Raw genomic sequence first — 24,905 nt, forward strand, 5'->3', positions numbered from 1 at the left:
GTTTCTGGACAATTCCATTATATCAAAAGAGCGTTATTTATGCCCTTTTTATTGGCTGAAATATTGAATTTTCAAGGTACAGAACACCTTATCGGTGTGGGAAGTTTGAGTAAATAAACAGAAAGGCGGCATTCCTTTGATGGAAAGCAACAACGAAATTATAAAATTGATTGAGGAATTTAAAAGTTGTCAAAATGTATTGATTGCTCTCGGTGATGAAACCCGGCAGCATCTTATGCTGGAAATGATGAAAATGGAACACGAAAAAGATTATGGAAGCGCAGCCGGACAGCACCGTCTGCATTATAATAACACTGGATGGAGGACCTGATATGTTGAAATATAAAAATGTTGTCTTTGATTTTGGAAATGTAATCGCTACTTTTGATGAAGACTATATTCTTGGGAAATTCTGTGATTCGCCGGAAGACCTCGAACTTTTGCGTAGCGCAGTCTTCTATAACTGGGCTCAGCTTGATGAGGGAACCGCAGATTATGATACATCCATACAGCACGCAAAAACACTTGTACCTGAGCGTCTGCATGACAATGTAACGGATTTTTTCCGGAAATGGCACAAATACCTGCAGCCAATTGAAGAAATCTGGTCTCTGATCCGAAGGCTGAAAGAAATCGGAGCATCTGTCTATATCCTTTCCAATGCCCCGACTCATTTCGCTGATCATGCAGATTTTTATGGAATCGTCCAAGAATTTGACGGAATCGTATTCTCTGCACCGCTTGTGATGGCGAAACCAAAACCGGAGATTTATCAGTATCTGTTCGATACTTATCATCTGAAACCGGAAGAAAGTTTCTTCATTGATGATAAACCTGAAAACATTGCTTCCGGCCAGGCACTTGGGATGGACGGATATATTTTTAAGGGGGATATCGCAGAGGTTTGCAGAAAGCTTGGATTAGACTAAAGAGACAGCGGGGACAGGAGACAGCTGTCTTCTGTCCCCGCTGTCTCTCTCCCGCTGTCTCTTTAGCATTCTTCTGCTATCTTATATATTAATTTTTCCGTATCTTCCCATCCAATACATGGATCTGTGATCGATCTTCCGTATTCCATATGAGAACAGATATCCTGGCGGCCTTCCAGCAGATAACTCTCTACCATAACCCCTTTCACCAGTCCGCGAAGATCCGGATTGTATTTCCGTGTATGCAGCACTTCGCTTACAATTCTCAGCTGCTCTTTGTACTGTTTATTCGAGTTAGAATGGTTGGCATCTATGATAACCGCCGGATTCTTCAAATCTTTCTTATAATACAGACTCTCCAATCTTCTCAAGTCTTCATAGTGATAGTTCGGAATACAGGTTCCGTATTTATCAACACCGCCTCGTAGAATCACATGCGCAAGCTCATTTCCGTCTGTCGACACATCCTGTCCACGGTAAATAAAGCGATGTCCGCTTTGTGCAGCCACAACGGAATTCAGCATGACTCCCAGATCTCCACTGGTCGGGTTCTTCATGCCGATGGGAATATCCATACCGCTTGCTGTCAGACGATGCTGCTGATTCTCAACGGAACGGGCCCCGATTGCTTCGTAAGATAAGATATCATCCAGATAACTTCTGTTTTCCGGATACAGCATCTCATCGGCAGCGGTCAGATGCGTCTCTTCAATCGCACGGATATGCATTTTTCGGATCGCGATAATCCCTGCCAGAAGATCCGGAGCCTTATCCGGATCCGGCTGATGCAGCATTCCTTTATATCCTTCTCCTGTTGTTCTGGGTTTATTCGTATAAATTCTTGGAATGATCATCAATTTTTCAGAAACTTTTTCATTTACTTCAGCCAGACGATTCACATATTCGCAGACAGAATCTTCATTATCCGCTGAACAAGGTCCGATAATGACAACAAATTTATCGGATTTTCCAGTAAAAATATCTCTGATCTCCGCGTCTCTTTTTGCCTTGATCTCCTTGATCTTTTCCGATAACGGATATTCATTTTTCAAATCTGCCGGCAATGGCAGTTCTGCATTCACTTTCATCCCCATAACTTTTTGTATCTCCTTTATCTAGCAGTAGCGCACCATATCTCTGGTGATTTCACTCAGAGAATGTGCCCCGCACATCTGCATCGTGTCTTTCAGTTCAGCTCCCAGCTTTTCAATATAGGTCTTCACGCCTTCTGCCCCGCCTCCATACACAGAAACAACAAACGGTCTGCAGATCAGAACTCCGTCTGCTCCGAGTGCAAGTGCTTTAAAGATATCTGTTCCGGAGCGGATTCCGCCGTCCACCAGAATCTTCATAGAATCTCCTACTGCGTCTGCAATTTCTTCCAGGACTTCTGCCGTCGCCGGGCACTGATCCAGAACACGTCCTCCGTGATTGGAAACCACGATTGCTGCTGCTCCTGCTTCTTTTGCTTTCAGCGCTCCTTTGACCGTCATAACACCTTTCACGATAAACGGCACGCCTGCCATATTCACAATTTCCGCAAGTTCCTTGACGTTCATGCTTCCTGCCGGCGGTGTCATGTTTTTCAGAAACGGAAGTCCGGCAGCATCCACATCCATGGCAACCGCAAATGTTCCTGATTCGATCGCCAACTGCATTTTCTCCTGAATCGTTTCCAGATTCCACGGTTTGATGGTCGGAACACCCATGCCGCCGCTCTCCTTGATTGCCGCAGTCGCTCCTTCCATAACCAGCGGATTCACTCCGTCTCCGGTAAATGCCGCAATTCCATTCTGCGCACATGCAGATACAAGAACCTGATTATAGGAAATATCATCATATTTCTCACTATAATGTAAATTCACTGCACCAACCGGACCGGCAAAAAACGGATACGCAAACTTCTGTCCGAACAGCTCACAGGATGAATCTATTACTCCTCCGTCACAGATGGTATCCATGTTTACACGGATCTCCTGCCATTTCTCATAATTGCGAATAGCCGTGTCCCCAACACCTTTCGCTCCCGGTCCCGGTATCTGTTTCCCACATGCTTTTCCATTACATACCGGACAGGCTTTACAATAATTTCCTATCGATTCTCTTGCATTTTCAAGTACCTCTTTATAATCCATGTTCTCTGCCTCGCTTTCTTCTATCCATCGGTATTTTTCTTACCCAAATGAAGCCGATACTTATGATAATCATAACACTTTCCTATCCGGAAAACAAGAAATCCATTCCATGGATTTCTAAATATTCTGTGACCTTTACTTGTTTTTTTACTTTGATATGCTATAATGTCCACATAGGCACTTAAATTTGCATACAGCAAAATTAGAGAAATATATAGAGGAGAGTACCATATGAAATGCCCCAGATGTGGATCTGATGTACGTCCCAGTAAAAAGTATCCGGGATATTATCTCTGCGATTCCTGCCGGAAACGTTATCCGGCAACATCCCTGATACCAGATGAGACTGATGATGATCATACAGATTATACACTTTATGATACAGAAGATGCAATAGAACCTTCGGAACCGGAAAAGCCCGGACGGAAGACTGAACGGTCAGAAGGCAGCAACCGGAAATCAAAAGGTTCTTCCCCCAAATCAGGCAAACGTTCTTCATCCAGTCAAAGCAGATCCGGAAGAAGGTCCAAAAAGAAAAAGAAACAATTAGCAGGAATGATTCTGATTTTCCTGCTCGCAGTCATCCTGATCGTAGTTGTCGCCGTAAAATCCGGTCTAATCAGCAAAGATCTACTTCCGTTTACAAAGTCATCCCAGGATTCTCAGGATCCTCAGACAGATGATACCACAAAAACGGGTGGAGATGACACCTCCTATGCACTTGGCGACACCGCTACGCTGAATGATATCTCCATTCAGGTAACCGATTACGAGGAATCCAAAGGTGACGAATGGGCTTCCCCTCAGGAAGGCAATGTATTTGTCTTTGTCAACCTTACGATTACCAATCAGGCGGAAAAGGATATCACCGTCAGCAGCATGGCAAGTTTTGAATCCTATTGTAATGAAATAAAGCTTGACTATAGCGTCAATGCTTTTACCGCCCTTGCCGCGAACACGGACCGTCAGCAGATGGATGGTTCCATTGCTCCCGGTTCTTCACTAAGTGGGTATCTCTGTCTGGAAGTTCCGACAGACTGGATGAATCTGGAGATTCACTATACCGATCAGGTCTGGAAGGATGAGGGTGTCGTATTTAAAATATCAAAATAATCCATGGTCTCAAATTAGAATCTAAAAAAAGGGAGCGCCTCAGCACTCCCTTTTTAATAATGTTTATTCTCTGTGCATAGAGAATGAAGTCTCATCATAATTCTTCAGGTTCTCACAGATTCCTCTCGCATCTGCTTCTTTGATCAGCGAATCTCTGGATTTCTTTGCGAGCATCTGATCTTTAAAAGCACTTGGTCCTCCGACACATCCGCCTTCACAAGCCATTCCTTCGATGAAATCCTCAGGCAGACGTCCGACTTTCATAAGCAGCAGTGATTTCTTACATTCAACTGCACCATTTGCCTTGTACACTTTAATATCCAGTTCTTCACCGGCTTCCTTCATACTCTGCATCACAGCATCCGAAACACCGCCGGAATTTCCGAATCGCTTTCCAAATACAGAAGATTCCTGATAAGTATTGTCTGCCGGTTCCAAAGCAACGCCCTTCGCACGCATAATTGCACGGATTTCACTGTAAGTCAGGGCATAGTCTGCATTTCCTTCAATCCTCTGATCTGCAATCTCTGATTTCTTTGCAAGACATGGTCCGATAAATACGGTAACCGCATCTGGTTCTTTTGCCTTCACCAGGCGGGAAACTGCACACATCGGAGAAACCGTTGTAGAGATCATATCACTCAATTCCGGATAATGCTTCCGTACCAGATTGACAAATCCCGGACAGCAGGAGGTTACTTTTTTACGTCCGTCTTTATAGGCTTCAACCCATTCTTCTGCTTCATATTTCGCAGTTAGATCACCACCAAGTCCCACTTCAATGAAGTCCGTAAATCCAACTTCTTTCATTGCTTTTTTCCAGCTTTCCATGGTGATGTCCACACCGAACTGTCCTTCTGTTGCCGGTGCCAGCATCGCGTATACTTTCTTACCGGATTTGATTGCTTTAATTACATTTACAATGGAGGATTTGTATCCGATTGCTCCGAACGGACAACTGTGAACACATTTTCCACAACGAATACACTTTGAATCATCGATAACGGAAATACCATTTTCATCATAATAAATCGCATCTACCGGACAGCTGAATTTGCATGGTCTCTTCAAATGAGCAATTGCATTGTACGGACAGGCCTGTGCGCATTTTCCACATTCTTTACATTTGGAAGCATCAATGTGGGAACGGTCACGTCCCGCTTCAATTGCACCGAATTTACAGGCATTGATACATGCTTTTCCCAGACAATTCTGACAGTTTTCTGTCACAACATAGCTGGAAATGGGACAGTCCTCACATGCCGAACTGATAACCTGTATTACATTTCCATCATTCTTAATTCCAGGCGCTTTTCCTTCAGCCAGACGAACACGCTGTCTGATAATCTCACGTTCCTTGTAAATGCAACAACGGAACTGCGGGAGCGGGCCCGGAATCAACTTCATTGCAATATCGTCCTTATGCTCCTCAAGTTCCCCGTCAAAAGCCAGACGTGCTACTTCTTCCAACACTTCATGTTTGATCTTGATTACATTTGCGTCTGCGTTTCTCAACTTCTTACCCTCCAAAAAGAATTTTCTCAATCATAATAATGTATCTCGTTTCTGATTCAAATCATAACATGAGTTTTCTTCTTTTCCCAGTCATTTTTTTAACAATCTTGTACTATTTTGCATACAATGTACAAGTCTCGAACACAATGTTCTGTTTTCGCAAAACGTAACCCAAACTCATGGATTCAAAAGGTTATCCCGCTTTCACAACATTCTGATTTCTGGTAATAGACAGTAGAATCCCCATATACAAATAGGTAACCATCATATTACTTCCTCCATAGCTAAAGAACGGCATATACACCGATACAGGATAAAAAACTCCTGAATTCGTCCCCAGATACACCAGAATCTCCGCGGTCATCATCAAAACACATGCCATTCCGACCACATAGCCGAGCTGATTCTTTTGTTTTCGCACGATCCAGATCAAAACCCCCAGGAACCCTGCCAATGCAAGTGTGAACAGAATCCCCTGCCATGTTCCAAGCACTTTAAAAATAAATACCCAGACATAATCACTTCTCACTTCACTCCAAACCATATTTGTTGATTCATCAATTATGAGTCCTTCTCTTCCCGCAACTGCATCTGCTGCATTTTTCAGATTTTCCAAAACAATCTGATATAAACAATTTTCGGAAGACTGAAAGCGGAATATCTGCTTCATCCTATCGCTCTGATACGTTGCAAGAAATACCTGACCTGCAGACATCATGATTCCCAAAATCCCCACAGGCAGCAAGACTGTCGTTCCGGCCATCAGTATGTACTGGCGCTTTTTCTCTTTTCCGAACCACCGCTTATGAACGGCAAGTATTAAAATGCATCCCCCTGTCATATAAAATAAAATCATATACACACTGGAATTTAAAACCAGTGGAAGCACTGTTGATAATACCAATATGAGAATACATTTCATCATCCCTTGTTTTCCTGCTCCGCGGAAGTGAAAAACAACACCCGCAAAAACCGGAACCAGAACACAGTAAAACAGTCCCTGTTTTGGATACATTCCATTCACGGTTCTGCCGAATACCCGGTATACTGCCATCATCATCATCATTGCTGCCCAGATCCGGAGTGCATATTTGCCAAGCAGCGTGTAATCCACAAAACAGACTCCCAACATCAAAATGCTTCCTGCTGCCGTCCACAAAATAAACCTGAGTCCCGCCGGATCATAAGATGCTGCGAGGTAATCGCCTGCTCCGCAGAGTATTGCTGTTCTCTCCAGAAAAACCTGTATGGCAACTCCCGATATACCAAGCATGACGATCATAGCAATCAGTCTCATATCCATCTTCGGTCTGTGGATCCTGTCAAGCTGTACTCCTGCCTCCACCGGATCTCCCATCTCCCTCACAGCCGCTTCTTCTGCTTCCGCTTCACTCATGCCCTGCGCCATAAAATCCAGCTTCTGGTCGTCAATATGGGCCTGATATTCTTCTTCAATCATCGGCCTTGCCCTTTTACAGCGGATCTGGTCAGTCAAAAGCTTCAAATAATCAAGCCGGGTCATAGAGCGCACCTCCCAACACATTCACAACGGCCGTGGAATATTCCTTCCACTCTGCTTTCTTTGCAGCAAGCTGTTTCTTTCCTTCCCTGGTCAACCGGTAATATTTACGAAGCTTACCGCCATATTCCTGTTCATAAACGGTCAGCCATCCCTTTTCTTCCATTGAATGCAGAAGCGGATAAAGAGTCCCCGCCTTCAGTTCAAAGACATTATTCGACTTCTCCCTAAGCGTCTCAATCATCTCATAGCCATACATATCTTTTTCTTCCAACAGCTTCAATATCAGCATTGCTGTGCTTCCGGAAATTAAACTTTTATCTACTGCCATAAATACTTCCCCTTTCATGTGTTGATCTTCGATATATCGATAATCTACATATTTTACATTTTCATTATATCTCGGTAATCTATATATGTCAAGTGATTCTTTCCGTATTCTGAAGCTGCATCATATAGAGAATACATTTTTTATAAGTACTTTAGATGTTCTTAATATTTTTCAAAATTTCTTAAGTCCATGGTCACATTCTTTCCATATTTTACTATTATACTTAAAGCATAAATTAAAAGGACGCCGGCAATCATAGATGATACCGACTCTGTATGGATGTCAGGATGTCCGCCTAAAAAATCAGGTGCCCGCCCAAAGGGCAGACACCTTTAATATAGATCCTCTCTTTTCTCTCAGCCGATGCAGCATGTATCGGCTTTTTATTTATCACAATATGAATTACTTTCCTCCGTCTTCTTTCATACTCGTTACAACCACACCCGTCAGCGCGAACAGGGCGATTGCATTTGGAATAACCATTAGCTGGTTAAACATATCGGAAAGTTCCCATACAAGATCGTTGGATGCAAGTGTTCCAAGGAAAACAAACACCAAAGCAATCATAAGAAACGGCTTGGTTGCTTTCGGTCCGAACAGATAATTCACATTGATTTTCGCGAACAGATTCCATCCGAGAATCGTGGAGAATGCGAAGAAGAACAGGCAGACTGCCACGAAAGCGGATCCCAGTTTTTCTCCATAGACTACTCCGAATGCGGTCTGTGCGAGATTCGCTTTATTTAATGTTTCCACCACGCCACCTGTATATCCTCCCGCAACAGGTCCATCAGCTGTATATAATGTGGAAATAATAACCAGCGCATTTAAAGTCAAAACAACGAATGTGTCAATAAACACACCTGCCATAGCAACTGTTCCCTGTTCATGTGCATTCTTAACCTGTGCAAGCGCATGAGCATGCGGTGTAGAACCCATGCCGGCTTCGTTTGAGAAAAGCCCTCTCTTTGCCCCCTGGCTGACAGCAATTTTTAAAGCTGCGCCCAGGCCACCGCCAATGATTGCCTGTGGCTGGAATGCATACCGGAAGATCATGAAAAATGTAGCAGGAACGTATTTAATACGGGCAATCAGCACCCCCAGCGCTCCTAATAAGAAAACAGCTGCCATGACCGGAACGAGCTTTTCAGTAACAGAAGCAAGACGGTCTACCCCACCCATAAAGATAAAAGCGCAGATCACAACCAGGACAACACCAACGATCCATGAAGGGATGCCAAATGCTGTGTGGATTGTGGAGCCAATGGAGTTGGACTGTACCATACACCCAAAGAAACCAAGCGCCAGAATGATTGCAACTGCAAAGAATCCGGCCAGGAATTTTCCTAATCTGCCCTGGAATGCCCTGGTTATATAGTACACCGGGCCTCCCTGGATATTCCCTTCTGAATCCTTGATTCTCGTCTTTTGTGCAAGAGTTGCTTCTGCATAAATCGTTGCCATTCCCAGAAATGCAATGATCCACATCCAGAAAATGGCTCCCGGTCCACCGGTAAGAATCGCTCCAGCAGCTCCTACGATATTTCCCGTACCTACCTGAGCTGCGATTGCTGTTGCTACAGCCTGGAATGAGCTCATTCCGCCTCCGTGTGCTCCTCCCTTAAAAGAAATATCCCCGAAAATTTTCTTAAGACCGGCTCCAAAACACCTCACCTGAACGAACCTTGTCTTAATTGTGTACCAAAGTCCAACTGCCACCAAAAGAAACACCAGAATATAGTCCGACAGATAAGCATTAATTGTTTGAACAATTGATAACATAGTTTTTCCTCCTCACCCATCTCTTTTCCACATTATATGCACAGACTATCCCTGCGATTCCTTTACTTTGCTGCCATTTGTTCCAAATGTAATTGCGCCTTCTGTTCATACTCTTGCGCCTCTTTTTCCCAGCCTCTGTAAGAATTTTCTCCCCGGTGATCCGGAAGCTCATAGTGCTCCTCCAGATAGTCTCCCAGATACTTTGTCACTTTCTCTGCTCCTGACAGATTCAGATGATCTCCCTTATCCAGGCTGTCCGTTTCCCAGTCGATTCCTATTTCATCCAACCTGAGATTCATATCCAGGTAATCCAGAGAATTAGATTCTGCATAAGCACTGATACTGTTATGTCGTCGGTAATTACAATTGACCGGCGATGGGGTTCCCACTAGAAGAAGCTCGGCACCCTTTTTATAACAGAGTTTTTGAATACTTTCCATATATTTAACCACGATATCAGGCATCTCTTCTTTTTGTTCTGTTTCCAGCATGTAATTTCCTTTTTTATATGGCTGAACATCACAGCGGAACGAAAACCCTTTATAACTCTCTTCCGGATACTTTTTGTCGATCAGAAATGATTTCCAGATATCATGTCCGCGAAAAATCGGAATATAATAATTTCCCCATGCCTCTATGGTTTCCTTGATCCCTTCCAGCCCCGTTCTTCCCCGAAACAAAGTGTTCGTTTCCAGTATGACCAGCTTCGGAGACTGCGTCTCAAAAGCAGTTTCCAGCATATGATAGGTTTCCTGGATCTTCTGTCCTGACTGTCCGCATACATATCCTGTAATTCCATGCTCCTCCCACAATTCCATCGGTGAAATAGACGCATAACTCAGGCTGTCTCCCAGAACAATCACATCAATGCTGTCTTGGGGTTCCCTCTGGATCCGAAACAGACTTTTGTTCCTGCTCTGCACGAGATTGTCATTTTTAATCAGGGCAATCTCCATTCTTTCTGCCATCAATTCAAAAATCACGAATAAGATTGCCAGAAAGAGGGCAACTTTTCCTGCTCTCTTTCCTATATTTTTAAAATCCTGCATAAATCATATCCACCTGCTGATAACCGATTCCATATGCTCCCAGAATTACAACTGCCAAAATCAGGCCATAATAAATCGCCCATCTCATCGGCAGACATAATTTCTGAAGTCCTGCCTCTCCCAGCAGATTCCTTTCTTTCATCATTCCTACAATTGCCACAACCACGCACCCGACCACAACGACCAGATAATCTGCTTGATCGAGTCCAAATGTCAGCATGGTTCCATCCCACAGTCGTTGTAGTTCAGAATTCCGGAACATGCTGAAGAACATCGAAATTCCTGCACGCAGTCCGTTTGCCCGAAAGAACAATTCTCCGGTAAAAATGATCATCCACGTTTTGAGGATCCGAATCAACCGGAAATACCATGCATTTTCATTGATGTGACATGCGTCAAGCACCTTATTTCTGACAGGCTCTATCGCAATACCGCCGAGCAGAATCACAAAATAATACATTCCGTAAAAAATGTAACTCCACCTTGCTCCATGCCAAAGCCCATTGCAGATCCATACCGGGAACAGTGACAAAGCTGATACGCCCAGCTTTGTCAAATACTTTCCCAAATGCTTTCTTCCGAATTTATTCCATCTTTTCACCAGTCCGGAAACGGAAACCGGATAAAATACATAGGTCTTAAACCATACGCCAAGTGTAATATGCCAGCGTCTCCAGAATTCTGCCGCGCTCCGCGAAGCAAACGGCTGTCGAAAATTCTCGGGAAGCGTAATTCCGAACATCCTTCCGCTTCCAATAATGATGTCCATACATCCGGAGAACTCCATGTAGAGCTGAACCGTATAGGCAACTGCCGCTGCCGCAATCATAACACCGTGATACATTTCATAATGTTCAAAGATTGCCTGCACAAATACATAAAGTCGGTCCGCAATGATCATTTTCTTGAATAGTCCCCAGAGAATGCGCACGCTGCCCTTTGAGAGATTCTCTCCGGTTATCGGTGCCCCTTGCCAGAGCGCGTCTGCCGTTTGCGAATACATGCTGATCGGACCTTCCATGATCTGTGGAAAAAAGCCCAGAAAAAGAGCAAGCTTTCCGGGATGCTGCTCTACTTTCAATTTTCCCCAATATACATCCGCCATATAGCCGATTGCCTGAAGCGTATAGAAAGAGATACCAATAGGAAGGAGAAGCTCTTTTGTCTGTAATGCATACGAGCCTCCCCAAGCTCCTATTATTGCATTTATATTCTTTGCAAAGAAATTATAATATTTCAAGTATGCAAGTGCCAAGAGTAATCCAAGGATCCCACCTATAAGGATCCATTTTTCTTTCTGTTTATATCGCTTTTTTACGATGCTGCTCTCTTCTTTAGTCAGTCCGGAAACTGCAGTTTCGCACTGCAGTTTCATCCAGGACATCCAGACACCAATATAATGAGTAAACAATGTTGTGCCGATCAGATACAGGACTAGTTTTCCGCTGATCGTCCAGAAAAACACATATCCGGAGAGGAGCAGTGTCATCCACCGCAGCTTTTTCGGAGTCAGCTGATAGACCAGCAGTACAACAGGCAGAAACACGAACAGATAAATCGACGTATGATAAGCCATGTTAATTCTCCTTCAGCCTTTGTATCATCTTCCAGATCGCATCCACAGAATTCAGATTCTCAGGAATGATCTCCGCTGCTTCAATTTCAATGTCAAACTGTTCCTCCAGTTCCGCAATCAGTGAAATCACCGCAAACGAATCCAGAAGTCTGTCATTTACAAGCGCCTTCTGTGCCTTCCAGTCAATACTGTCATCAATCTCCATTAATATATCCAATAATTTTTCCATCTTTTGTCTCCCTTTCCATATTCCATTCGTAAGTCTGCTGTTCTTCCCGTACGAGCCGCCAGCCCATCTCTTTGCTGTAGAACACAGCCTGCGGCAGTTCATGGCTTAAAAATAAAGCCATTCCTTCCGTCATTGCATATGCTCCGGCCCGTTCAAATATCAACACATTCCCTGCTTTCAGATCTGTGAATTCAGCCCTCTGTACCAGCACATCATTCACCGTACACAAAGATCCACAGATCGTCCATTCGCGTTTTGTTCCCTGACTTTTTTCAGGGCTGACGCGGATCCTCGGCAAATACATGCCACGGATCTGCCCGTCATAATGGATCTGATGGATTCCTCCGTCTACGATGCAGTAATAATGATTCCCATTTTTCTTTGTATCTCTGACCGTGGTAAGATAGTACCCGCAGGTTGCCGCAAGTGCACGCCCCATTTCCAGCATCACACTTCCTTTCCATCGCATTTTTGCAAGTGTCTCCGCAATTTCTTCAACATCCGCTTCTAAATGATCCGTCTGGCCCTCGAAATACGAGACCGCAAGTCCCGGTCCGTACTCCAGTTCTTCGATCTGATAGCCCGTTCTTTCTTCCAGTTCACAGCAAAACTGATCCAGATATGTCAGTTCCTTCCTGATCTTTTCAGCCGATTTCTTCTGTGTCCCGGAAAAATAATGAACCCCCTGGATCTTCAGATACGGACACATCTTTCGGATCGAGATCAGATTCCGAATCGTCTCCTCATCCATCCCGAACTGATTTCCGCTGGTCAGCCTTAGATATACCGGAATAACCTCATGATTGCTATCACACCAGTCAGCCATATAATGGAACTGATTCAATGATTCGACTGTATATGTGCACGCTCCCCGGTAGAAATTCATAATTTCATATAGATCTTCTTTTTTCTTCAGGACACCTGATATGAAAAGTTTTTCTGGTTCGATCTGAAGCTTGCGGCAAATCTCAAATTCCCCCATGGAGCATACCTCGATCCGATCCGTAAGCGCAGCCATTTGTTTCACAAGAAATGAATTTGCTTTCATCGCAAAGCAGATTCCTGCTCTTCCCCGAAGCTTCTCCTGAAAGAACGCGACCGTTTCGGAGAGCCGGTCAATATCATAGATATAAAGCGGCGTTCCATACTTCATGATGCCATGTTCCAGACATTCCATTTCCATCACATTCCCACCTCCAGTTTTTTTCTGAAATAATTTCTGTCAGTCTTTCCGTTTTTATTTAACGGCATTTCCTCCGTTTTTTGTATTTTGTGGGGAATCATATAAACCGGAAAATGCTTTTTCAAATATGCTCTGACATCTCCCGGATCCGCCCCACCCAGGTAAAATGCGATCAGTCTGTTTCTCCGCTCATCCATCAGACAGCAGCTTCTCTCTACACCTTCCACCTGATTCAGTGTGCTTTCGATCTCTTCCAGTTCAATGCGATGTCCCATATGTTTGATCTGGAAATCCTTCCTGCCGGAAAAATAAAGCATTCCTTCATCATCGTAATATCCAAGATCTCCGGTGCAATAGCACCTCTCTTCTTTCTGTCCGGAAAAGTGAATCATCCGGAACCGTTTCTTCGTTTCCTCCGGATTCCTGTAATATCCTTCAGACAAGGATTCCCCTGCCACACAGATTTCTCCGATTTTTCCCGGCACCTGTAGGATCTGTTCCTGCTCATCCAAAAGGAACACCCTTCGCCCCGGAAAGGCTCTTCCGATCGGAAGCTTTTCCCCATCTGCATACATCCGCTCAACCGGATAATAAGTACAGTTGCAGGTGATTTCCGTTGGACCATACAGATTGACAAACGAAGTATCCGGCAATGCTTTCTGCCACATCCTAAGCTGTCTGACCGGCATGACCTCACCACTGAATCCAATCAGCCGTACGCCGCGAGGCACTCGATAATCAAGTCCTTTCAATGCCGTCACCATGCTAAGCGCCGATACCGCCCAAATGAGAACAGTCACTTCCTTCTCACAAAGATAATCTAACAGCTTCGAAGGTAATGAAAATAATTCTTTCGGTATTAATACAAGCGCAGCACCTGTTGATATACTTGTGTAAATGTCTTTTACAGACACATCAAAATCGAACGGCGCCTGATTTCCGATTCTGTCTTTATCATGAAATCCAAACGCCTCTACAAAATGAGTGATAAAATCAATCACTGCCTGATGGCTGACTACTATTCCCTTCGGTGTTCCCGTCGACCCTGATGTAAAAATCCCATACAGCAAATCGGTACCACGACTCTGCCGGCGTATCTGCTGCAAACGCCCGATATCGGCTTCTCTCTCGATAGTATCCCGGAGAATATACTTTCTTTTTGTGTAACCCGCCTCATCCAACAGCATTTCATTTTCGTTATTCAATACAACAAGCTGCGGTTCGAGTATTTTCAATATTTCCCGAACTCTCGCCGCCGGCTGGGACGGATCAACCATCACATAAAAACATCCGGCATAAACCACACCGAACATAGCCGCGAGTGTCCTTGCACTCTTTTCTGCCAATATAACGACCGGCTCCCCCTGATCGCATATTTCGCAGAACAGCGTTCCCATTCTCTGCGATAGATCTTTCATTTCTCTCCACGAAAGACAAAACGTACCATCATCCACCGCTGTTCTGTCCGGATATTTTCTCTCAGTTTCTTCCAGAAATTCCAGGACATTACATTTCTTATCTGATTTCATTCCTGTTTTCGTCTGAAAATCCTCCATATTTCTACTCCTCTTAAGATATTTCAAAGTATTTTCCCTTTGATGAGGCCATTATAACCCCCATATCTTAATCCTTTCAGACACAAACCCTTAAGAAATTCCAAAGAAAAAATGGGTAAAATCCGAAGTTCGGATTTTACCCAATCATTTCCCAATACTATTTTCTTCCTTTTACAGCGCCGCAAACACTTCTGTTCCTCTCTTTTTAATCCAGGTATAGAGTCCTGCAGAAATCAATAATGTCAGTGCAGCAACTATGGTAAGATATATCACCATTCCGATTTTGTATGCCCACATCAGGTAGATGCCACATAACGCCACCGAATAAATCCAGCCGCCAAACATCGCCACCATCACGGCCACGCTCTGTTTAATCGGTGCAATTTCATTGGTCCAGGTCAGATTCGGCATTTTTAATCCCAGTGTAAGTCCAAGCAGAGCAGAAAATACGACATAAGCGCTTACCGTCAAGAGCACAAGAAGAATCTGAACCGGTGAATATGGAAGTACAAACAGAGTACATCCCAAACAGAACAGTGCCGGAATTCCCGTCAGAAACAACTGAACCGATAACTTGGCGCGCAAGACCTGCCATGGCGTAACCGGAAGAGACTGTGCAAGCCAGATATTCTTCCCTTCCAGTGAGACAGACGGAACCACCATATCATTCATAGAAACCAGCACACAGATCATGGTACATACCAGTACGGGAGTCGTCCCCGTTTCTGCACCGAACACCTGATTCAGAATGCTGATAATCATGCCTCCTTTTACAAGAAGAAGTATGCCGCAAACCGGCAGAATCAGAATGCCCAGTCCGCAATTCAACATATAATTCGGACTCGCAGTAAACCTACCGAATTCCTTCGCAAGAAGAGCCCGGGAAACACTCCTCATTTTTACCGTCTTTTCTTTATATACTGCTCTGGCAGTTTTGCCGGAAGCTGTCGCTATCTTAAGAAAGCTCCGTGACAATAATGTCCACATTACAGCAAACAACGCAAGAATGATCGCTGCCATCAGAGTGATCGCCAACCAGTCCCCTTCCCCGATTCTTCCGAATAAGTAAAGCAAATATGCTTTTCCTTTGATCTTTCCGCCGTATTCCGCTGCATTTGCAATCAGAACACCTATCATGGACTGCGCCTTAAAATAGAAGAAATAATATGCACCGAGAAAAGCAAGCGATACAAATACGGTGATAAAGCTCTTATTCTTCAGCTTCAGACTGATCTTTGCAACGACCCATCCAAGTGCCGCCGAAAGTGTAAGTACAAAAATCGAGATCAGCGCGATCAGCACGACTCCACCCAGAATTACTGAAACATTTACCGGAGCAAAGATCCAGTACACAATGACTGCCGGCACGATAACCACCGCCGCGTACATAAATCCCAGCAGAAAGACTCCAAGAAGGCGTGACACCATGAGCGTGCGAACGGGAATCGGCATGGCAAGCAGAAGATCGTTATCTTTGGCAAGATATAATCCAGAGTATGTATTAAACACACTTCCGAATACTCCCAGAAAAATAGAAAGCAGCCCCATAATCGCAAAATAAAGCCAGCCCATACCGGCTGATGAGAGAGCCGGACAGATCGTCATAGAAAGAAATGTGAACATTCCTCCCAGAAGGCCGATCATAATAACCCCAAATAAGATCATATATCCAATCATCGATAGTTTAGACCGCTTTTTATTCTTCTTCGCGTCATAGAAATATCCACGAAAAATCTCCATCATCTGTTTTTTGACGAGTGTTTTTAGCATGATTCTCCCTCCAATTCAAGGAATACTTCTTCCAGAGAGTCATCTCCTTTGACTTCTTCCATCGTTCCGGAACGGATGAGCTTTCCGCCTTTGATAATGGCCACCTTATCACAGAGCTTTTCCGCCACCTCAAGTACATGCGTAGAGAAGAAAATTGCTCCGCCCTGATCACACACCTCACGCATCATCCCTTTCAGGAGATGGGAAGCCTTGGGATCCAGACCAACAAATGGCTCATCCATAATGATCAGCTTCGGATCATGAAGCCATGCCGAAATAATTGCCAGTTTCTGCTTCATTCCATGGGAATACGCAGCAATAGGCTGTGCCAGATCATCCGTCAGTTCAAACAATTCTGCGTATTTTCGGATCCGTACCTGTCTCACCTCAGAGGACACCCCAAAAATATCAGCGATAAAGTTGAGATATTTGATTCCCGTCATAAAATCATAAAGATCCGGATTGTCCGGAATGTAGGCGATCTGTTTCTTGCAGGTAAGCGGATCCTTCTGTATGGACATTCCGGCAATCGTAATCTCACCGGCATCAAACTGCTGAATGCCGACCACAGACTTCAGCGTCGTCGTCTTTCCGGCACCGTTATGACCGATGAAACCATAGATCTCGCCCGGAGCAATATGAAGACTCAGATCATCGACTGCCTTTTTCTCTCCAAATGTTTTCGTTAAATGTTCAATATACAGCATAGTATTATTCTCCCATTTCTTCTGATGTTACTTTTGGTCTTGTAATTTTGTTAATACTATCATACAAAAAAATCCACCATTATACTAGGTGGATTTCTTATAGATATGTGTCAATTTTAGAGATATTGCAGCTGTTACACGAAAATGACCAAAGGGCGCTGCTCGTGGCAAGATGCTCCGTCCCTACGAAACCAATTAATCAGAACATTGTTCACATTGAAAAATTTACTGGTGAAGCTAAGATTCTGTTTATTGGTCTGTCCATAGATTTTGTCAAAGAGTTACTGGGATCTCACAAGGCAGCTTATTTTCCTAAAGAAGAAACTGCTTCTGAAAACTCAGTATTTCAGTTTATGTCCTCAAATTTACAAAAAGAGAAAGGTAAAAACTATTTAGATTTTTTTCCGGCCTTCCAGAATCAAAGTCATCTTTCAGACCTGCATAAATTATCTGATCATTTGCTTCATGCAATGCTGTTTCCAAAATTAGGCTCAACATTTGCCATAAAAGCGTTAATCTGTGAATTATTTCAATATCTCGACACAAAAGAATACTATCGTTCATAAATATACCGGTATGTGCCTTTATGATTATGGTATGACATTTACACTAAAGAAAGCGGAGCATCTTCTATCTGATACAACCGCTTCCATTTCTTCTATTGCTTTGCAACTTGGTTTTAACAACCGAACACATTTTTATAAAATTTTTAAAGGAAAATATGGCATTACCCCAGGAGAATATCGGGAAAAATTAAGATAAACTAATTTAACTTACAAAGATCTTATCCAGCCATGTAAGTGCCAGATCCGGCCACTGCATGGCGGATTCATCTGCATGCTGTTCCTCCATCTGCCGGATTCCCACAGTTGCTTTCGTCCATTCCACGGCAAACTCTTTCAGTGTTTCTGCTTTGGCAGAAGGAGCAAGCATCGTCGGCACCATCTCCGGCCGCACATTGTACAACGTCTTTAATGTCTGCCATTGCTGCATCATCGTATAAATACTGTCTTCCCCGATATTGTTCGTTGCCCACTCTTCATTTGCAAGGCTCATTCCATGTCTTCCTTCCATAAATAAATGTAATTCACACGGAACTCCCGCATTGTGGCATGCTTTTGTATACATGATACTATTCTCCACCGGCACCGTCGCATCCGTAAATGTCTGCCACAGAAAAGCCGGAGGCGTGTCAGCTGTCACCTGTTTTTCCAGACTTGCCCATGTAAGTTCCTCCTCAGATGCATCTTTTCCAAGAAGCAGATCAAAACTGCCGCGATGCGCTTTTTCTCCACTTGTGATCACCGGATAACAGAGAATCACTGCATCGGGACGATTAGAAATCTCAGCATACGGCTCTTTCGTAAGCTCCTGATCCTGATAATGAACCGCAAGACTTCCTGTAAGATGAGCACCTGCTGAGAAACCGCAGCAGACAACTTGATCGCACTTTATACGCAGACATTCTGCAAAGTTCCGGATATAACGCACAGCTCTGGAAATATCCCGAAGCGGCTGTTTTTTAAGCGGTGCAAGCTGATACATATTGATCGTATAAGTAAGAACAAATGCCTGATACCCTGCCTCATAAAATCGTTTCGCTACAATTTCGCCCTCTGTCGGACTGACAAAAGCATATCCGCCGCCCGGCACCACGAGCATTGCCGGATGAACATCTTCATCTTCATGAAGATAAGCCGTGATATTGGGAAGAAATTCTCCCGCACATGGATAAGTATAATCCTCTTTGTTCCATAAATTAATGGTCTGCTTTTTCATTTCTATACTCCTTTTTATTGCGCATTCAGTGCGTGAGTTCTTCTATTTTACATTTATGTTCCTTTGTTTTTTTATCATAACTGATTCCAACCAACAGAAGATTCCCCTGATATTCTTCCAAAGCTTTCGGATATTTTTTATCCTTTATCTGTTCAATCGCACTCTCCGTAACCTGATTCCATTTTAACTCTACCAAAAGAGCCGGCTTGTCCGGAAACTGTTTTCTTGGGATAAAAACAAGGTCTGCCCTTCCTTTTCCGGCAGGTAACTCCCTTATCACTGTATAATAATTTTTCGCAGCGTAGAGTGCAAGAGATATCGTATAACTAAGCGCATTCTCATCATTATATTGGAAATAGGATGTTTCCAAATGGGACTGTTCGATTGCCCACGCTACATATTCTTCATTTTGATTCCATATAGCCTGCAGAGTTTCCCTCGACAACTCCAAAGCTTTCGTAACTTCTCCCCAATCAGAATTCCGCACCGCATTTGCAAATTCATTTAGAATTTCATTATTGGGTATAAACGCTTCTTGATACTGCGAATCATATCCCAAATATCCAAGATGTATCAAAAGCGTCAGTACATCATCCCGAGAAGCAAATGAAGTCATGTCATTATTAAAACTGCCTATATCGATACTGACAGAATCCCCTTGCATCATACGGATAATCTGATTTTTCAGGCCATCATAATTTAAATCAATATATATTTTCAATGCTTCATACGTTTCCGTCTGATTCCAATAATTATTAAACGCACCTGATAGAATACTAAATACCACAGATTGTGGATTATATACAGCCCCGACATTTCTTAACCTGTAACCATTGTACCACTGCTTCATTTCTTCAAAATCCGCATGATATGTTTCACAGAGATTTTGAACCTCCGCTTCTGTAAATCCAACAAATTCTGCCAATTCTCCTGCATCTGTCATAGAGAATTCTCTGAACATATTCAAAGCAGAATGGGTTCCGTATTTTTTAATAGGCAGAATTCCCGTCATATATACAAGATGGATATATCCTTTATCTTTCAGAAAATCCCGAAGAAAATCCAGATATTGCTTTTGTCCGGCCAAATCATCCTTACATTCCCTCAATACACAGTCCCATTCATCTATCAGAATAATAAAGCTCCGTCCCGTTTCTGCATAGATATCCTGCATAGTCTGAATCAAATCTTCAAGATCAAAATAATCCACATGCGGATATTCCCGTTTCAGTTCACGTGTTACCAGCTTTATCAGCAGTTTCAGCATTTCCAAAACATGATGAGTTCGACTCAAGAACTCCTGCATATTCAGTGCGATAACATCATACCTGTTCAGATAATCATGAAAATCAGGACTGTTTTCAATTTTCAATCCATCAAACAGTGCTTCCGAATCACATCCTCTGCTATAATATGCAGCCAGCATGTTTGCCGCCATGGACTTTCCAAACCGACGGGGTCTGCTGACACAGATACATTTTTGTGAGGTATGCAAAACTTTATTCGTATATTTAATCAGTTCAGATTTATCCACATATATTTCAGAATTTCTTGCTTCACTGAATTTATCGTTAGAAGGGTTTAAATAAATGCCCATTCAGCCACCTCCCGAAAATACTTTACCTATATTTAGTATAGAGATTTCCAGAAGAAAATACAAGTAACGAAAGCCAGAACCGACATTTTTTAACGTACAACCACTTTTGTTTCTGCTTTTCATCCTCAACGACAATTGTCATTACCTATGTTATTTCGGGGGGAACTTGATTTCGTCATTGTGGGAGTACATAAACACTATCGCGCCGGTGACTGTTGCTTCATCAACCAGAAAGTCCGCATGTAGAAAGCTATCAACGTGCCTTCTGCGCTCTTTATCTCAGTTTTCGCCCCGGATTCTTCTACGATTTCCCCTCTTCCTCCCAGCGTGAAATTCCGGATCTTGTGAATTTCATAAAGCGGAACACTTTACAGAACGATCAGGTGGATTATCTTGACTTTATCGCCTCTTCTTCTGACATTTTTTACAGGAACACGTTCCGCATTCTGCAATGTTTTGAGCAGATCATAATGGAACTGGTTCAAAAAGAGCCCGGCTGCATGGATATCGTATACGGTTACCCGAAACGTTTCTTCGCCATACTGCAAGCTCCCGGCTGTTATACCTGCCTGAATACCCGTTTTTTATCCCGAAGGAGAAAATACGGAGTATCCCCGGGCGAATACCGCTCTTCCAGAGGCTAAGCGATATCAAATTTTCCGTTCTTTTGTTTCCTAATTTTCATTGACCCCCTGGCCCCTTTCTGCTATATTAAATTCACGCATTCTTCCATACGGAAGTCATAGACATTTTTCAAATAAACAATTCAATTCTCCATTCTATGGAAATCTGAATAAAAACTCTCAAGCATTCCATGATTTGTCCTTTGATAGTTTAATAAGGCTTTACACTATTTTCAAATTTTCCTATAATGTAAGTATATTCTTACATGGAAGGAGTACGAAAGGATGAACGAATACATGCCAAGTGACAAAGAGATGATAAATAATCTGATTGATTTATATTCTATTCTTCAACAAATCAAGCAAAGCAACGGTAATCACGAAAACAAAACACTTGATTACCAGATCAAAGTCACAACCGCCAAGTTATCATCAATGGGGGTTAATGTCGAAGATATTACTTTAAACTAATTACCGGAATAAACTATTACTAAGCTTCAAGGTGTAAAGTCTTATTAAACCATCAAGACTTGAACAGAGGTGGGGACAGGTTCCCTGACTCACAATTGTGAGTCAAGGAACCTGTCCCCACCTCTGTTTCACCTTTTTTATCCGGATGACCAAAGGGCGCTGCTCGTGGCAAGATGCTGGGGGCAAATGCTCCGTCCCTATTAACACAAAACTATTTCCGGCATATCTTTAAATTCTTCTGGAATTTGATCACTTAAAATATTTCTTCCTTTTAATTCCGAAAAAGTGACAGAGCTTATCACATTATACTTTGAATAATCTCCCAGGACATATACTCTTTTGCATTGATTCATTGCTGTTTTCTTCACAAGTGCTTCATTAATATCAGGTGTTGTAAAACCATGCACTTTGCTTATTCCATTTGTACCAAAAAATCCTTTTGTAAAATGATAATTTTTAAGTGCCATCACAGCTTCACTTCCAATAATCGCTTCTGTAGAGCTTTTTAATTCTCCACCGATCATGAAAACACGTACTCCTTCTGCCGCAAGTCTCTGTGCATGTGCAACTGCATTTGTCACAAATGTTGCACTTCTTTCCTCAAGATATTCAATCATGTATCCTGTTGTGGTTCCTGCGTCCAAATACACAAAATCTTTTGGTTCAATCAAGGACGCTGCATATTTCGCTATTCTCTTTTTCTCTTCTATCTGAACTTCTGTCTTTTGTGCTACTGTAGGCTCTGATGACAAAACTGAATCTTCCAGTGCGATGGCACCTCCAAAAACTTTCACAAGTCTACCAGCTTTATCAAGAGCTGTAATGTCTCTTCTTGCTGTCGATTCTGAAATATTCAATAATTCTGTTAATTCATTTACAGTTATGCTGCGTTTTTTCTCTAAAACTTCTAATATCAACGCATAACGCTGTTCTGATAGCATATGATCCTCCGATTCTTTTCCGGCTTCATGAAAAGTCTACTTTCGGTATTCTTTGTACTCCTTCACATTTGTCTCTCGCACAATTTTACGGATAGGTAAAATGTTTCCAGGAGATACCGACAGTTCATCAACTCCCATAACCAGAAATTCCTTTGTAAGTTCGCGATCTGCACCAAGTTCTCCGCAAATTCCTACCCAAATACCGGCTTTATGTGCATTATTCACTACCATTGAGATCATCCGCAGTACTGCCGGATGATGGGGATCATAGAATTCATCAAGTGCTGTATTCTGCCTGTCTATCGCCAGTGTATACTGTGTCAGGTCATTCGTTCCAATACTAAAGAAATCCACTTCCTTTGCCAGTTGATCACTTATCATAACCGCTGCAGGAGTTTCAATCATAATTCCCTGCTCTGGCTCTCTATACTCAACACCTTGTTCTTCCAATTCAGCCTTCACCTGTGTGACAATATCCTTGATTCTTTGTATTTCTTTTACACTGGTTATCATAGGATACATGATTGCAATCTTCCCATACACACTGGCCCTGAAAAGTGCCCGAAGCTGTGTTTTGAATATTTCCGGACGTTTCAAACAAATTCGTATTGCTCGACATCCCATGGCTGGATTCTCTTCTTTTTCCATCTTAAAATAATCACATTGTTTATCTGCACCGATATCCAATGTCCGGATAATAACACGTTTTCCAGCCATAGTTTCTGCTACAGCCTTATATATTTGAAACTGCTCTTCTTCTGTCGGGTAATCCTCTCTCTCAAGATAAATAAATTCACTTCGAAATAGCCCAATTCCACCTGCATCATTCTGTAAAACTGTTGCCAGATCTTTTGTATTACCAATGTTAGCATATAACAGAATTTTTTGACCGTCAAGTGTGATATTCTCCTTACCCTTTAAGGTTTCAAGTAATTTCTTTTTCTCTAATTCGATCTTCTGAAACTCTTTCATTTTACCTAAAGTCACTTCATCCGGATCTACATAGATAATGCCGTTTGTGCCATCTACAATCCCAAGTTTTCCATTTACCGTATCATCTACCGGAAGCTTTGTTCCGACTAATGCCGGAATCCCCATCGTTCTGGCAAGTATTGCAGAATGTGAATTCAGCGAACCGTGCACGGTTACAAAAGACAACACTTTATCCTTATCAAGCTGTACTGTTTCGGACGGTGCCAGATCATCCGCAACGATAATTGAAGGTTCTTGAGATTCTACACCTTGAGATTCTTCACCTTGCAAAACAGTTAATAATCGTTCAGATATGTCTTTTACATCCGCCGCACGCTCTTTCATATAATCATCATCCATCGAAGAAAACATCCGGGCAAAATTATCTGCGGTCTGTGCTACTGCATATTCCGCATTGACTTTCTGCATTTGAATCATATTTTCTATGGATTCTGCATAATCATCATCTTCCAGCATCATCTGATGAATTTCAAAAATTGCCGCATTTGCCTCGCCGACTTCTCTCAATGCCTTGTCATATAATTCCTGAAGCTGCTGAATTGCAGTTGCTGTCGCTTCATGATAACGTTCTACTTCTTTTTCGACATTCTCTATTTTTAACCGCTTTACCTGTTGCTCTGCTTTACTATAAACACTAATTTTTCCTATGGCAATTCCGCCGAATACACTTTTTCCTTTATATATCTGCATCGTCCATATCTCCTCAATGCTATGGTTTACAGGTTCTCTTTCATAAATTTGCTAATTGATTCGTATGCAGCCTCTTCATCTGCGCCTTCAAACGTAATAGTTACTTCATTGTCTTTCTTAACCCCAAGTCCCATAATTCCAAATATTTTCTTACAATCACCGGTTTTTCCTTCTTTTGTAAGCTTAATACTACATTCAAACGCCTTTGCCGCCTTAACTAATTCTCCTGCCGGACGAGCATGGATTCCTTCTGCATCGGTGATCACATATTTAAATTCTTTCATATCTTTTCTCTCCTTTTCCCTGTGGTAGTGTCAAAAACTACCTGTTTTTTTGTTCCAAAATTCAATAAAAACCTTGATTTTATGGGAGAATGCAAATAAAAAGAGCATTGACCTCCCTTTTTCTGGTATAATG

25 protein-coding genes are annotated in these 24,905 nt (G+C 42.7%); 6 read left to right on the top strand and 19 right to left on the bottom strand.

Going from position 1 to position 24,905, the window contains the following annotated elements; genetic code table 11:
• Positions 1–139: 139 nt before the first annotated feature.
• Together ACTNBF_RS14385 and ACTNBF_RS14390 are read left to right on the top strand one after the other, a co-directional pair.
• Positions 140–331: a hypothetical protein gene (locus ACTNBF_RS14385; protein WP_427808815.1), complete on the top strand. Its 192-nt coding sequence runs from the start codon at positions 140–142 to the stop codon at positions 329–331.
• A gap of 1 nt (position 332) precedes the next feature.
• Entirely contained in the window at positions 333–929 is a 597-nt protein-coding gene (locus ACTNBF_RS14390; protein WP_441089533.1) for an HAD family hydrolase, read from the top strand.
• Positions 930–991: 62 nt separating this feature from the next.
• Here ACTNBF_RS14390 and ACTNBF_RS14395 read toward each other — a convergent pair whose 3' ends face one another.
• Complete coding sequence (locus ACTNBF_RS14395) at positions 992–2,023, bottom strand: 3-deoxy-7-phosphoheptulonate synthase (RefSeq protein WP_427808614.1); 1,032 nt, start codon at positions 2,021–2,023, stop codon at positions 992–994.
• 21 nt (positions 2,024–2,044) lie between these two features.
• Positions 2,045–3,064 (bottom strand): alpha-hydroxy-acid oxidizing protein, encoded by a 1,020-nt coding sequence (locus ACTNBF_RS14400; protein ID WP_441026835.1) that lies wholly within the window; start codon positions 3,062–3,064, stop codon positions 2,045–2,047.
• A 231-nt stretch (positions 3,065–3,295) separates the two neighbouring features.
• Between ACTNBF_RS14400 and ACTNBF_RS14405 the strand changes: the two genes are divergently transcribed.
• Entirely contained in the window at positions 3,296–4,177 is an 882-nt protein-coding gene (locus ACTNBF_RS14405; protein WP_427820731.1) for a DUF4352 domain-containing protein, read from the top strand.
• 63 nt (positions 4,178–4,240) lie between these two features.
• On the opposite strand, the gene ACTNBF_RS14410 is transcribed toward ACTNBF_RS14405, so the two are convergent.
• The 11 genes from ACTNBF_RS14410 to ACTNBF_RS14460 all read right to left on the bottom strand — a co-directional run bounded on the left by ACTNBF_RS14410 (position 4,241) and on the right by ACTNBF_RS14460 (position 17,394).
• Positions 4,241–5,692, bottom strand: a complete 1,452-nt coding sequence (locus ACTNBF_RS14410) for a 4Fe-4S dicluster domain-containing protein (RefSeq protein ID WP_427808620.1) — start codon at positions 5,690–5,692, stop codon at positions 4,241–4,243.
• 193 nt (positions 5,693–5,885) lie between these two features.
• Entirely contained in the window at positions 5,886–7,214 is a 1,329-nt protein-coding gene (locus ACTNBF_RS14415; protein ID WP_441089534.1) for a permease prefix domain 1-containing protein, read from the bottom strand.
• The gene (locus ACTNBF_RS14420; protein ID WP_427808624.1) at positions 7,201–7,542 is read right to left on the bottom strand and encodes a PadR family transcriptional regulator; all 342 of its coding nucleotides are present in this window, start codon (positions 7,540–7,542) and stop codon (positions 7,201–7,203) included. Before ACTNBF_RS14420 ends, ACTNBF_RS14415 begins: the two co-directional genes overlap by 14 nt.
• A 402-nt stretch (positions 7,543–7,944) precedes the next feature.
• Positions 7,945–9,324, bottom strand: coding sequence for an alanine/glycine:cation symporter family protein (locus tag ACTNBF_RS14425; protein ID WP_441089535.1), 1,380 nt, complete (start codon positions 9,322–9,324; stop codon positions 7,945–7,947).
• 62 nt (positions 9,325–9,386) lie between these two features.
• Positions 9,387–10,373, bottom strand: a complete 987-nt coding sequence (locus ACTNBF_RS14430) for an SGNH/GDSL hydrolase family protein (protein ID WP_441018647.1) — start codon at positions 10,371–10,373, stop codon at positions 9,387–9,389.
• Positions 10,360–11,949: an MBOAT family O-acyltransferase gene (locus tag ACTNBF_RS14435; protein WP_441089536.1), complete on the bottom strand. Its 1,590-nt coding sequence runs from the start codon at positions 11,947–11,949 to the stop codon at positions 10,360–10,362. Before ACTNBF_RS14435 ends, ACTNBF_RS14430 begins: the two co-directional genes overlap by 14 nt.
• 1 nt (position 11,950) lies before the next feature.
• Entirely contained in the window at positions 11,951–12,178 is a 228-nt protein-coding gene (locus ACTNBF_RS14440) for a phosphopantetheine-binding protein (protein WP_427820727.1), read from the bottom strand.
• A complete protein-coding gene (locus ACTNBF_RS14445) occupies positions 12,144–13,361 on the bottom strand; it encodes a diaminopimelate decarboxylase family protein (RefSeq protein WP_441026838.1) in 1,218 nt (405 codons plus the stop codon). Before ACTNBF_RS14445 ends, ACTNBF_RS14440 begins: the two co-directional genes overlap by 35 nt.
• On the bottom strand, positions 13,361–14,917 hold the full coding sequence (locus ACTNBF_RS14450) for an amino acid adenylation domain-containing protein (RefSeq protein WP_427820726.1): 1,557 nt from the start codon (positions 14,915–14,917) through the stop codon (positions 13,361–13,363). Before ACTNBF_RS14450 ends, ACTNBF_RS14445 begins: the two co-directional genes overlap by 1 nt.
• Before the next feature lie 171 nt (positions 14,918–15,088).
• The gene (locus ACTNBF_RS14455) at positions 15,089–16,687 is read right to left on the bottom strand and encodes a putative ABC transporter permease subunit (protein WP_427808640.1); all 1,599 of its coding nucleotides are present in this window, start codon (positions 16,685–16,687) and stop codon (positions 15,089–15,091) included.
• Positions 16,681–17,394 (bottom strand): ABC transporter ATP-binding protein, encoded by a 714-nt coding sequence (locus ACTNBF_RS14460; RefSeq protein ID WP_441026830.1) that lies wholly within the window; start codon positions 17,392–17,394, stop codon positions 16,681–16,683. The genes ACTNBF_RS14455 and ACTNBF_RS14460 overlap by 7 nt, the downstream gene beginning before the upstream one ends.
• A 107-nt stretch (positions 17,395–17,501) precedes the next feature.
• Here ACTNBF_RS14460 and ACTNBF_RS14465 point away from each other — a divergent pair, with 107 nt between their 5' ends.
• The gene (locus ACTNBF_RS14465) at positions 17,502–17,960 is read left to right on the top strand and encodes a hypothetical protein (protein WP_441026828.1); all 459 of its coding nucleotides are present in this window, start codon (positions 17,502–17,504) and stop codon (positions 17,958–17,960) included.
• A 31-nt stretch (positions 17,961–17,991) separates the two neighbouring features.
• Positions 17,992–18,156 carry a helix-turn-helix domain-containing protein gene (locus ACTNBF_RS14470; protein WP_441089538.1) on the top strand — a complete coding sequence of 55 codons (165 nt, stop codon included), beginning with the start codon at positions 17,992–17,994 and terminating at the stop codon, positions 18,154–18,156.
• Positions 18,157–18,162: 6 nt separating this feature from the next.
• Here ACTNBF_RS14470 and ACTNBF_RS14475 read toward each other — a convergent pair whose 3' ends face one another.
• The 3 genes from ACTNBF_RS14475 to ACTNBF_RS14485 form a co-directional block, all read right to left on the bottom strand.
• Positions 18,163–19,173, bottom strand: a complete 1,011-nt coding sequence (locus ACTNBF_RS14475) for an alpha/beta hydrolase (protein WP_427808648.1) — start codon at positions 19,171–19,173, stop codon at positions 18,163–18,165.
• A 25-nt stretch (positions 19,174–19,198) separates the two neighbouring features.
• Positions 19,199–20,770, bottom strand: coding sequence for an AAA family ATPase (locus ACTNBF_RS14480; protein ID WP_427808650.1), 1,572 nt, complete (start codon positions 20,768–20,770; stop codon positions 19,199–19,201).
• Between the two features lie 368 nt (positions 20,771–21,138).
• Positions 21,139–21,318: a hypothetical protein gene (locus ACTNBF_RS14485; RefSeq protein WP_427820722.1), complete on the bottom strand. Its 180-nt coding sequence runs from the start codon at positions 21,316–21,318 to the stop codon at positions 21,139–21,141.
• Between the two features lie 360 nt (positions 21,319–21,678).
• On the opposite strand from ACTNBF_RS14485, the gene ACTNBF_RS14490 reads away from it, so the two are divergent.
• The gene (locus ACTNBF_RS14490) at positions 21,679–21,864 is read left to right on the top strand and encodes a hypothetical protein (protein ID WP_427808656.1); all 186 of its coding nucleotides are present in this window, start codon (positions 21,679–21,681) and stop codon (positions 21,862–21,864) included.
• Positions 21,865–22,064: 200 nt separating this feature from the next.
• On the opposite strand, the gene ACTNBF_RS14495 is transcribed toward ACTNBF_RS14490, so the two are convergent.
• From ACTNBF_RS14495 to ACTNBF_RS14505, 3 genes are read right to left on the bottom strand one after another with little or no spacing between them, the layout of a single operon-like run.
• On the bottom strand, positions 22,065–22,805 hold the full coding sequence (locus tag ACTNBF_RS14495) for a DeoR/GlpR family DNA-binding transcription regulator (protein WP_441026823.1): 741 nt from the start codon (positions 22,803–22,805) through the stop codon (positions 22,065–22,067).
• 36 nt (positions 22,806–22,841) lie between these two features.
• A complete protein-coding gene (ptsP, locus tag ACTNBF_RS14500) occupies positions 22,842–24,488 on the bottom strand; it encodes a phosphoenolpyruvate--protein phosphotransferase (protein ID WP_441089537.1) in 1,647 nt (548 codons plus the stop codon).
• Between the two features lie 26 nt (positions 24,489–24,514).
• Positions 24,515–24,772, bottom strand: coding sequence for an HPr family phosphocarrier protein (locus ACTNBF_RS14505; RefSeq protein WP_427820896.1), 258 nt, complete (start codon positions 24,770–24,772; stop codon positions 24,515–24,517).
• Positions 24,773–24,905 lie beyond the last annotated feature (133 nt).

The sequence above is a fragment of the Bariatricus sp. HCP28S3_A4 genome (assembly GCF_052066395.1).
In the GTDB taxonomy this organism is placed as follows: Bacteria; Bacillota; Clostridia; order Lachnospirales; family Lachnospiraceae; genus Allocoprococcus.

Coding starts and splice junctions, on each gene's coding strand:
- ACTNBF_RS14385 (WP_427808815.1), top strand. CDS start 140: ATGGAAAGCAACAACGAAATTATAAAATTGATTGAGGAATTTAAAAGT.
- ACTNBF_RS14390 (WP_441089533.1), top strand. CDS start 333: ATGTTGAAATATAAAAATGTTGTCTTTGATTTTGGAAATGTAATCGCT.
- ACTNBF_RS14395 (WP_427808614.1), bottom strand. CDS start 2,023: ATGGGGATGAAAGTGAATGCAGAACTGCCATTGCCGGCAGATTTGAAA.
- ACTNBF_RS14400 (WP_441026835.1), bottom strand. CDS start 3,064: ATGGATTATAAAGAGGTACTTGAAAATGCAAGAGAATCGATAGGAAAT.
- ACTNBF_RS14405 (WP_427820731.1), top strand. CDS start 3,296: ATGAAATGCCCCAGATGTGGATCTGATGTACGTCCCAGTAAAAAGTAT.
- ACTNBF_RS14415 (WP_441089534.1), bottom strand. CDS start 7,214: ATGACCCGGCTTGATTATTTGAAGCTTTTGACTGACCAGATCCGCTGT.
- ACTNBF_RS14420 (WP_427808624.1), bottom strand. CDS start 7,542: ATGGCAGTAGATAAAAGTTTAATTTCCGGAAGCACAGCAATGCTGATA.
- ACTNBF_RS14425 (WP_441089535.1), bottom strand. CDS start 9,324: ATGTTATCAATTGTTCAAACAATTAATGCTTATCTGTCGGACTATATT.
- ACTNBF_RS14430 (WP_441018647.1), bottom strand. CDS start 10,373: ATGCAGGATTTTAAAAATATAGGAAAGAGAGCAGGAAAAGTTGCCCTC.
- ACTNBF_RS14435 (WP_441089536.1), bottom strand. CDS start 11,949: ATGGCTTATCATACGTCGATTTATCTGTTCGTGTTTCTGCCTGTTGTA.
- ACTNBF_RS14440 (WP_427820727.1), bottom strand. CDS start 12,178: ATGGAAAAATTATTGGATATATTAATGGAGATTGATGACAGTATTGAC.
- ACTNBF_RS14445 (WP_441026838.1), bottom strand. CDS start 13,361: ATGGAAATGGAATGTCTGGAACATGGCATCATGAAGTATGGAACGCCG.
- ACTNBF_RS14450 (WP_427820726.1), bottom strand. CDS start 14,917: ATGGAGGATTTTCAGACGAAAACAGGAATGAAATCAGATAAGAAATGT.
- ACTNBF_RS14455 (WP_427808640.1), bottom strand. CDS start 16,687: ATGCTAAAAACACTCGTCAAAAAACAGATGATGGAGATTTTTCGTGGA.
- ACTNBF_RS14460 (WP_441026830.1), bottom strand. CDS start 17,394: ATGCTGTATATTGAACATTTAACGAAAACATTTGGAGAGAAAAAGGCA.
- ACTNBF_RS14470 (WP_441089538.1), top strand. CDS start 17,992: ATGACATTTACACTAAAGAAAGCGGAGCATCTTCTATCTGATACAACC.
- ACTNBF_RS14475 (WP_427808648.1), bottom strand. CDS start 19,173: ATGAAAAAGCAGACCATTAATTTATGGAACAAAGAGGATTATACTTAT.
- ACTNBF_RS14480 (WP_427808650.1), bottom strand. CDS start 20,770: ATGGGCATTTATTTAAACCCTTCTAACGATAAATTCAGTGAAGCAAGA.
- ACTNBF_RS14490 (WP_427808656.1), top strand. CDS start 21,679: ATGAACGAATACATGCCAAGTGACAAAGAGATGATAAATAATCTGATT.
- ACTNBF_RS14495 (WP_441026823.1), bottom strand. CDS start 22,805: ATGCTATCAGAACAGCGTTATGCGTTGATATTAGAAGTTTTAGAGAAA.
- ptsP (WP_441089537.1), bottom strand. CDS start 24,488: ATGCAGATATATAAAGGAAAAAGTGTATTCGGCGGAATTGCCATAGGA.
- ACTNBF_RS14505 (WP_427820896.1), bottom strand. CDS start 24,772: ATGAAAGAATTTAAATATGTGATCACCGATGCAGAAGGAATCCATGCT.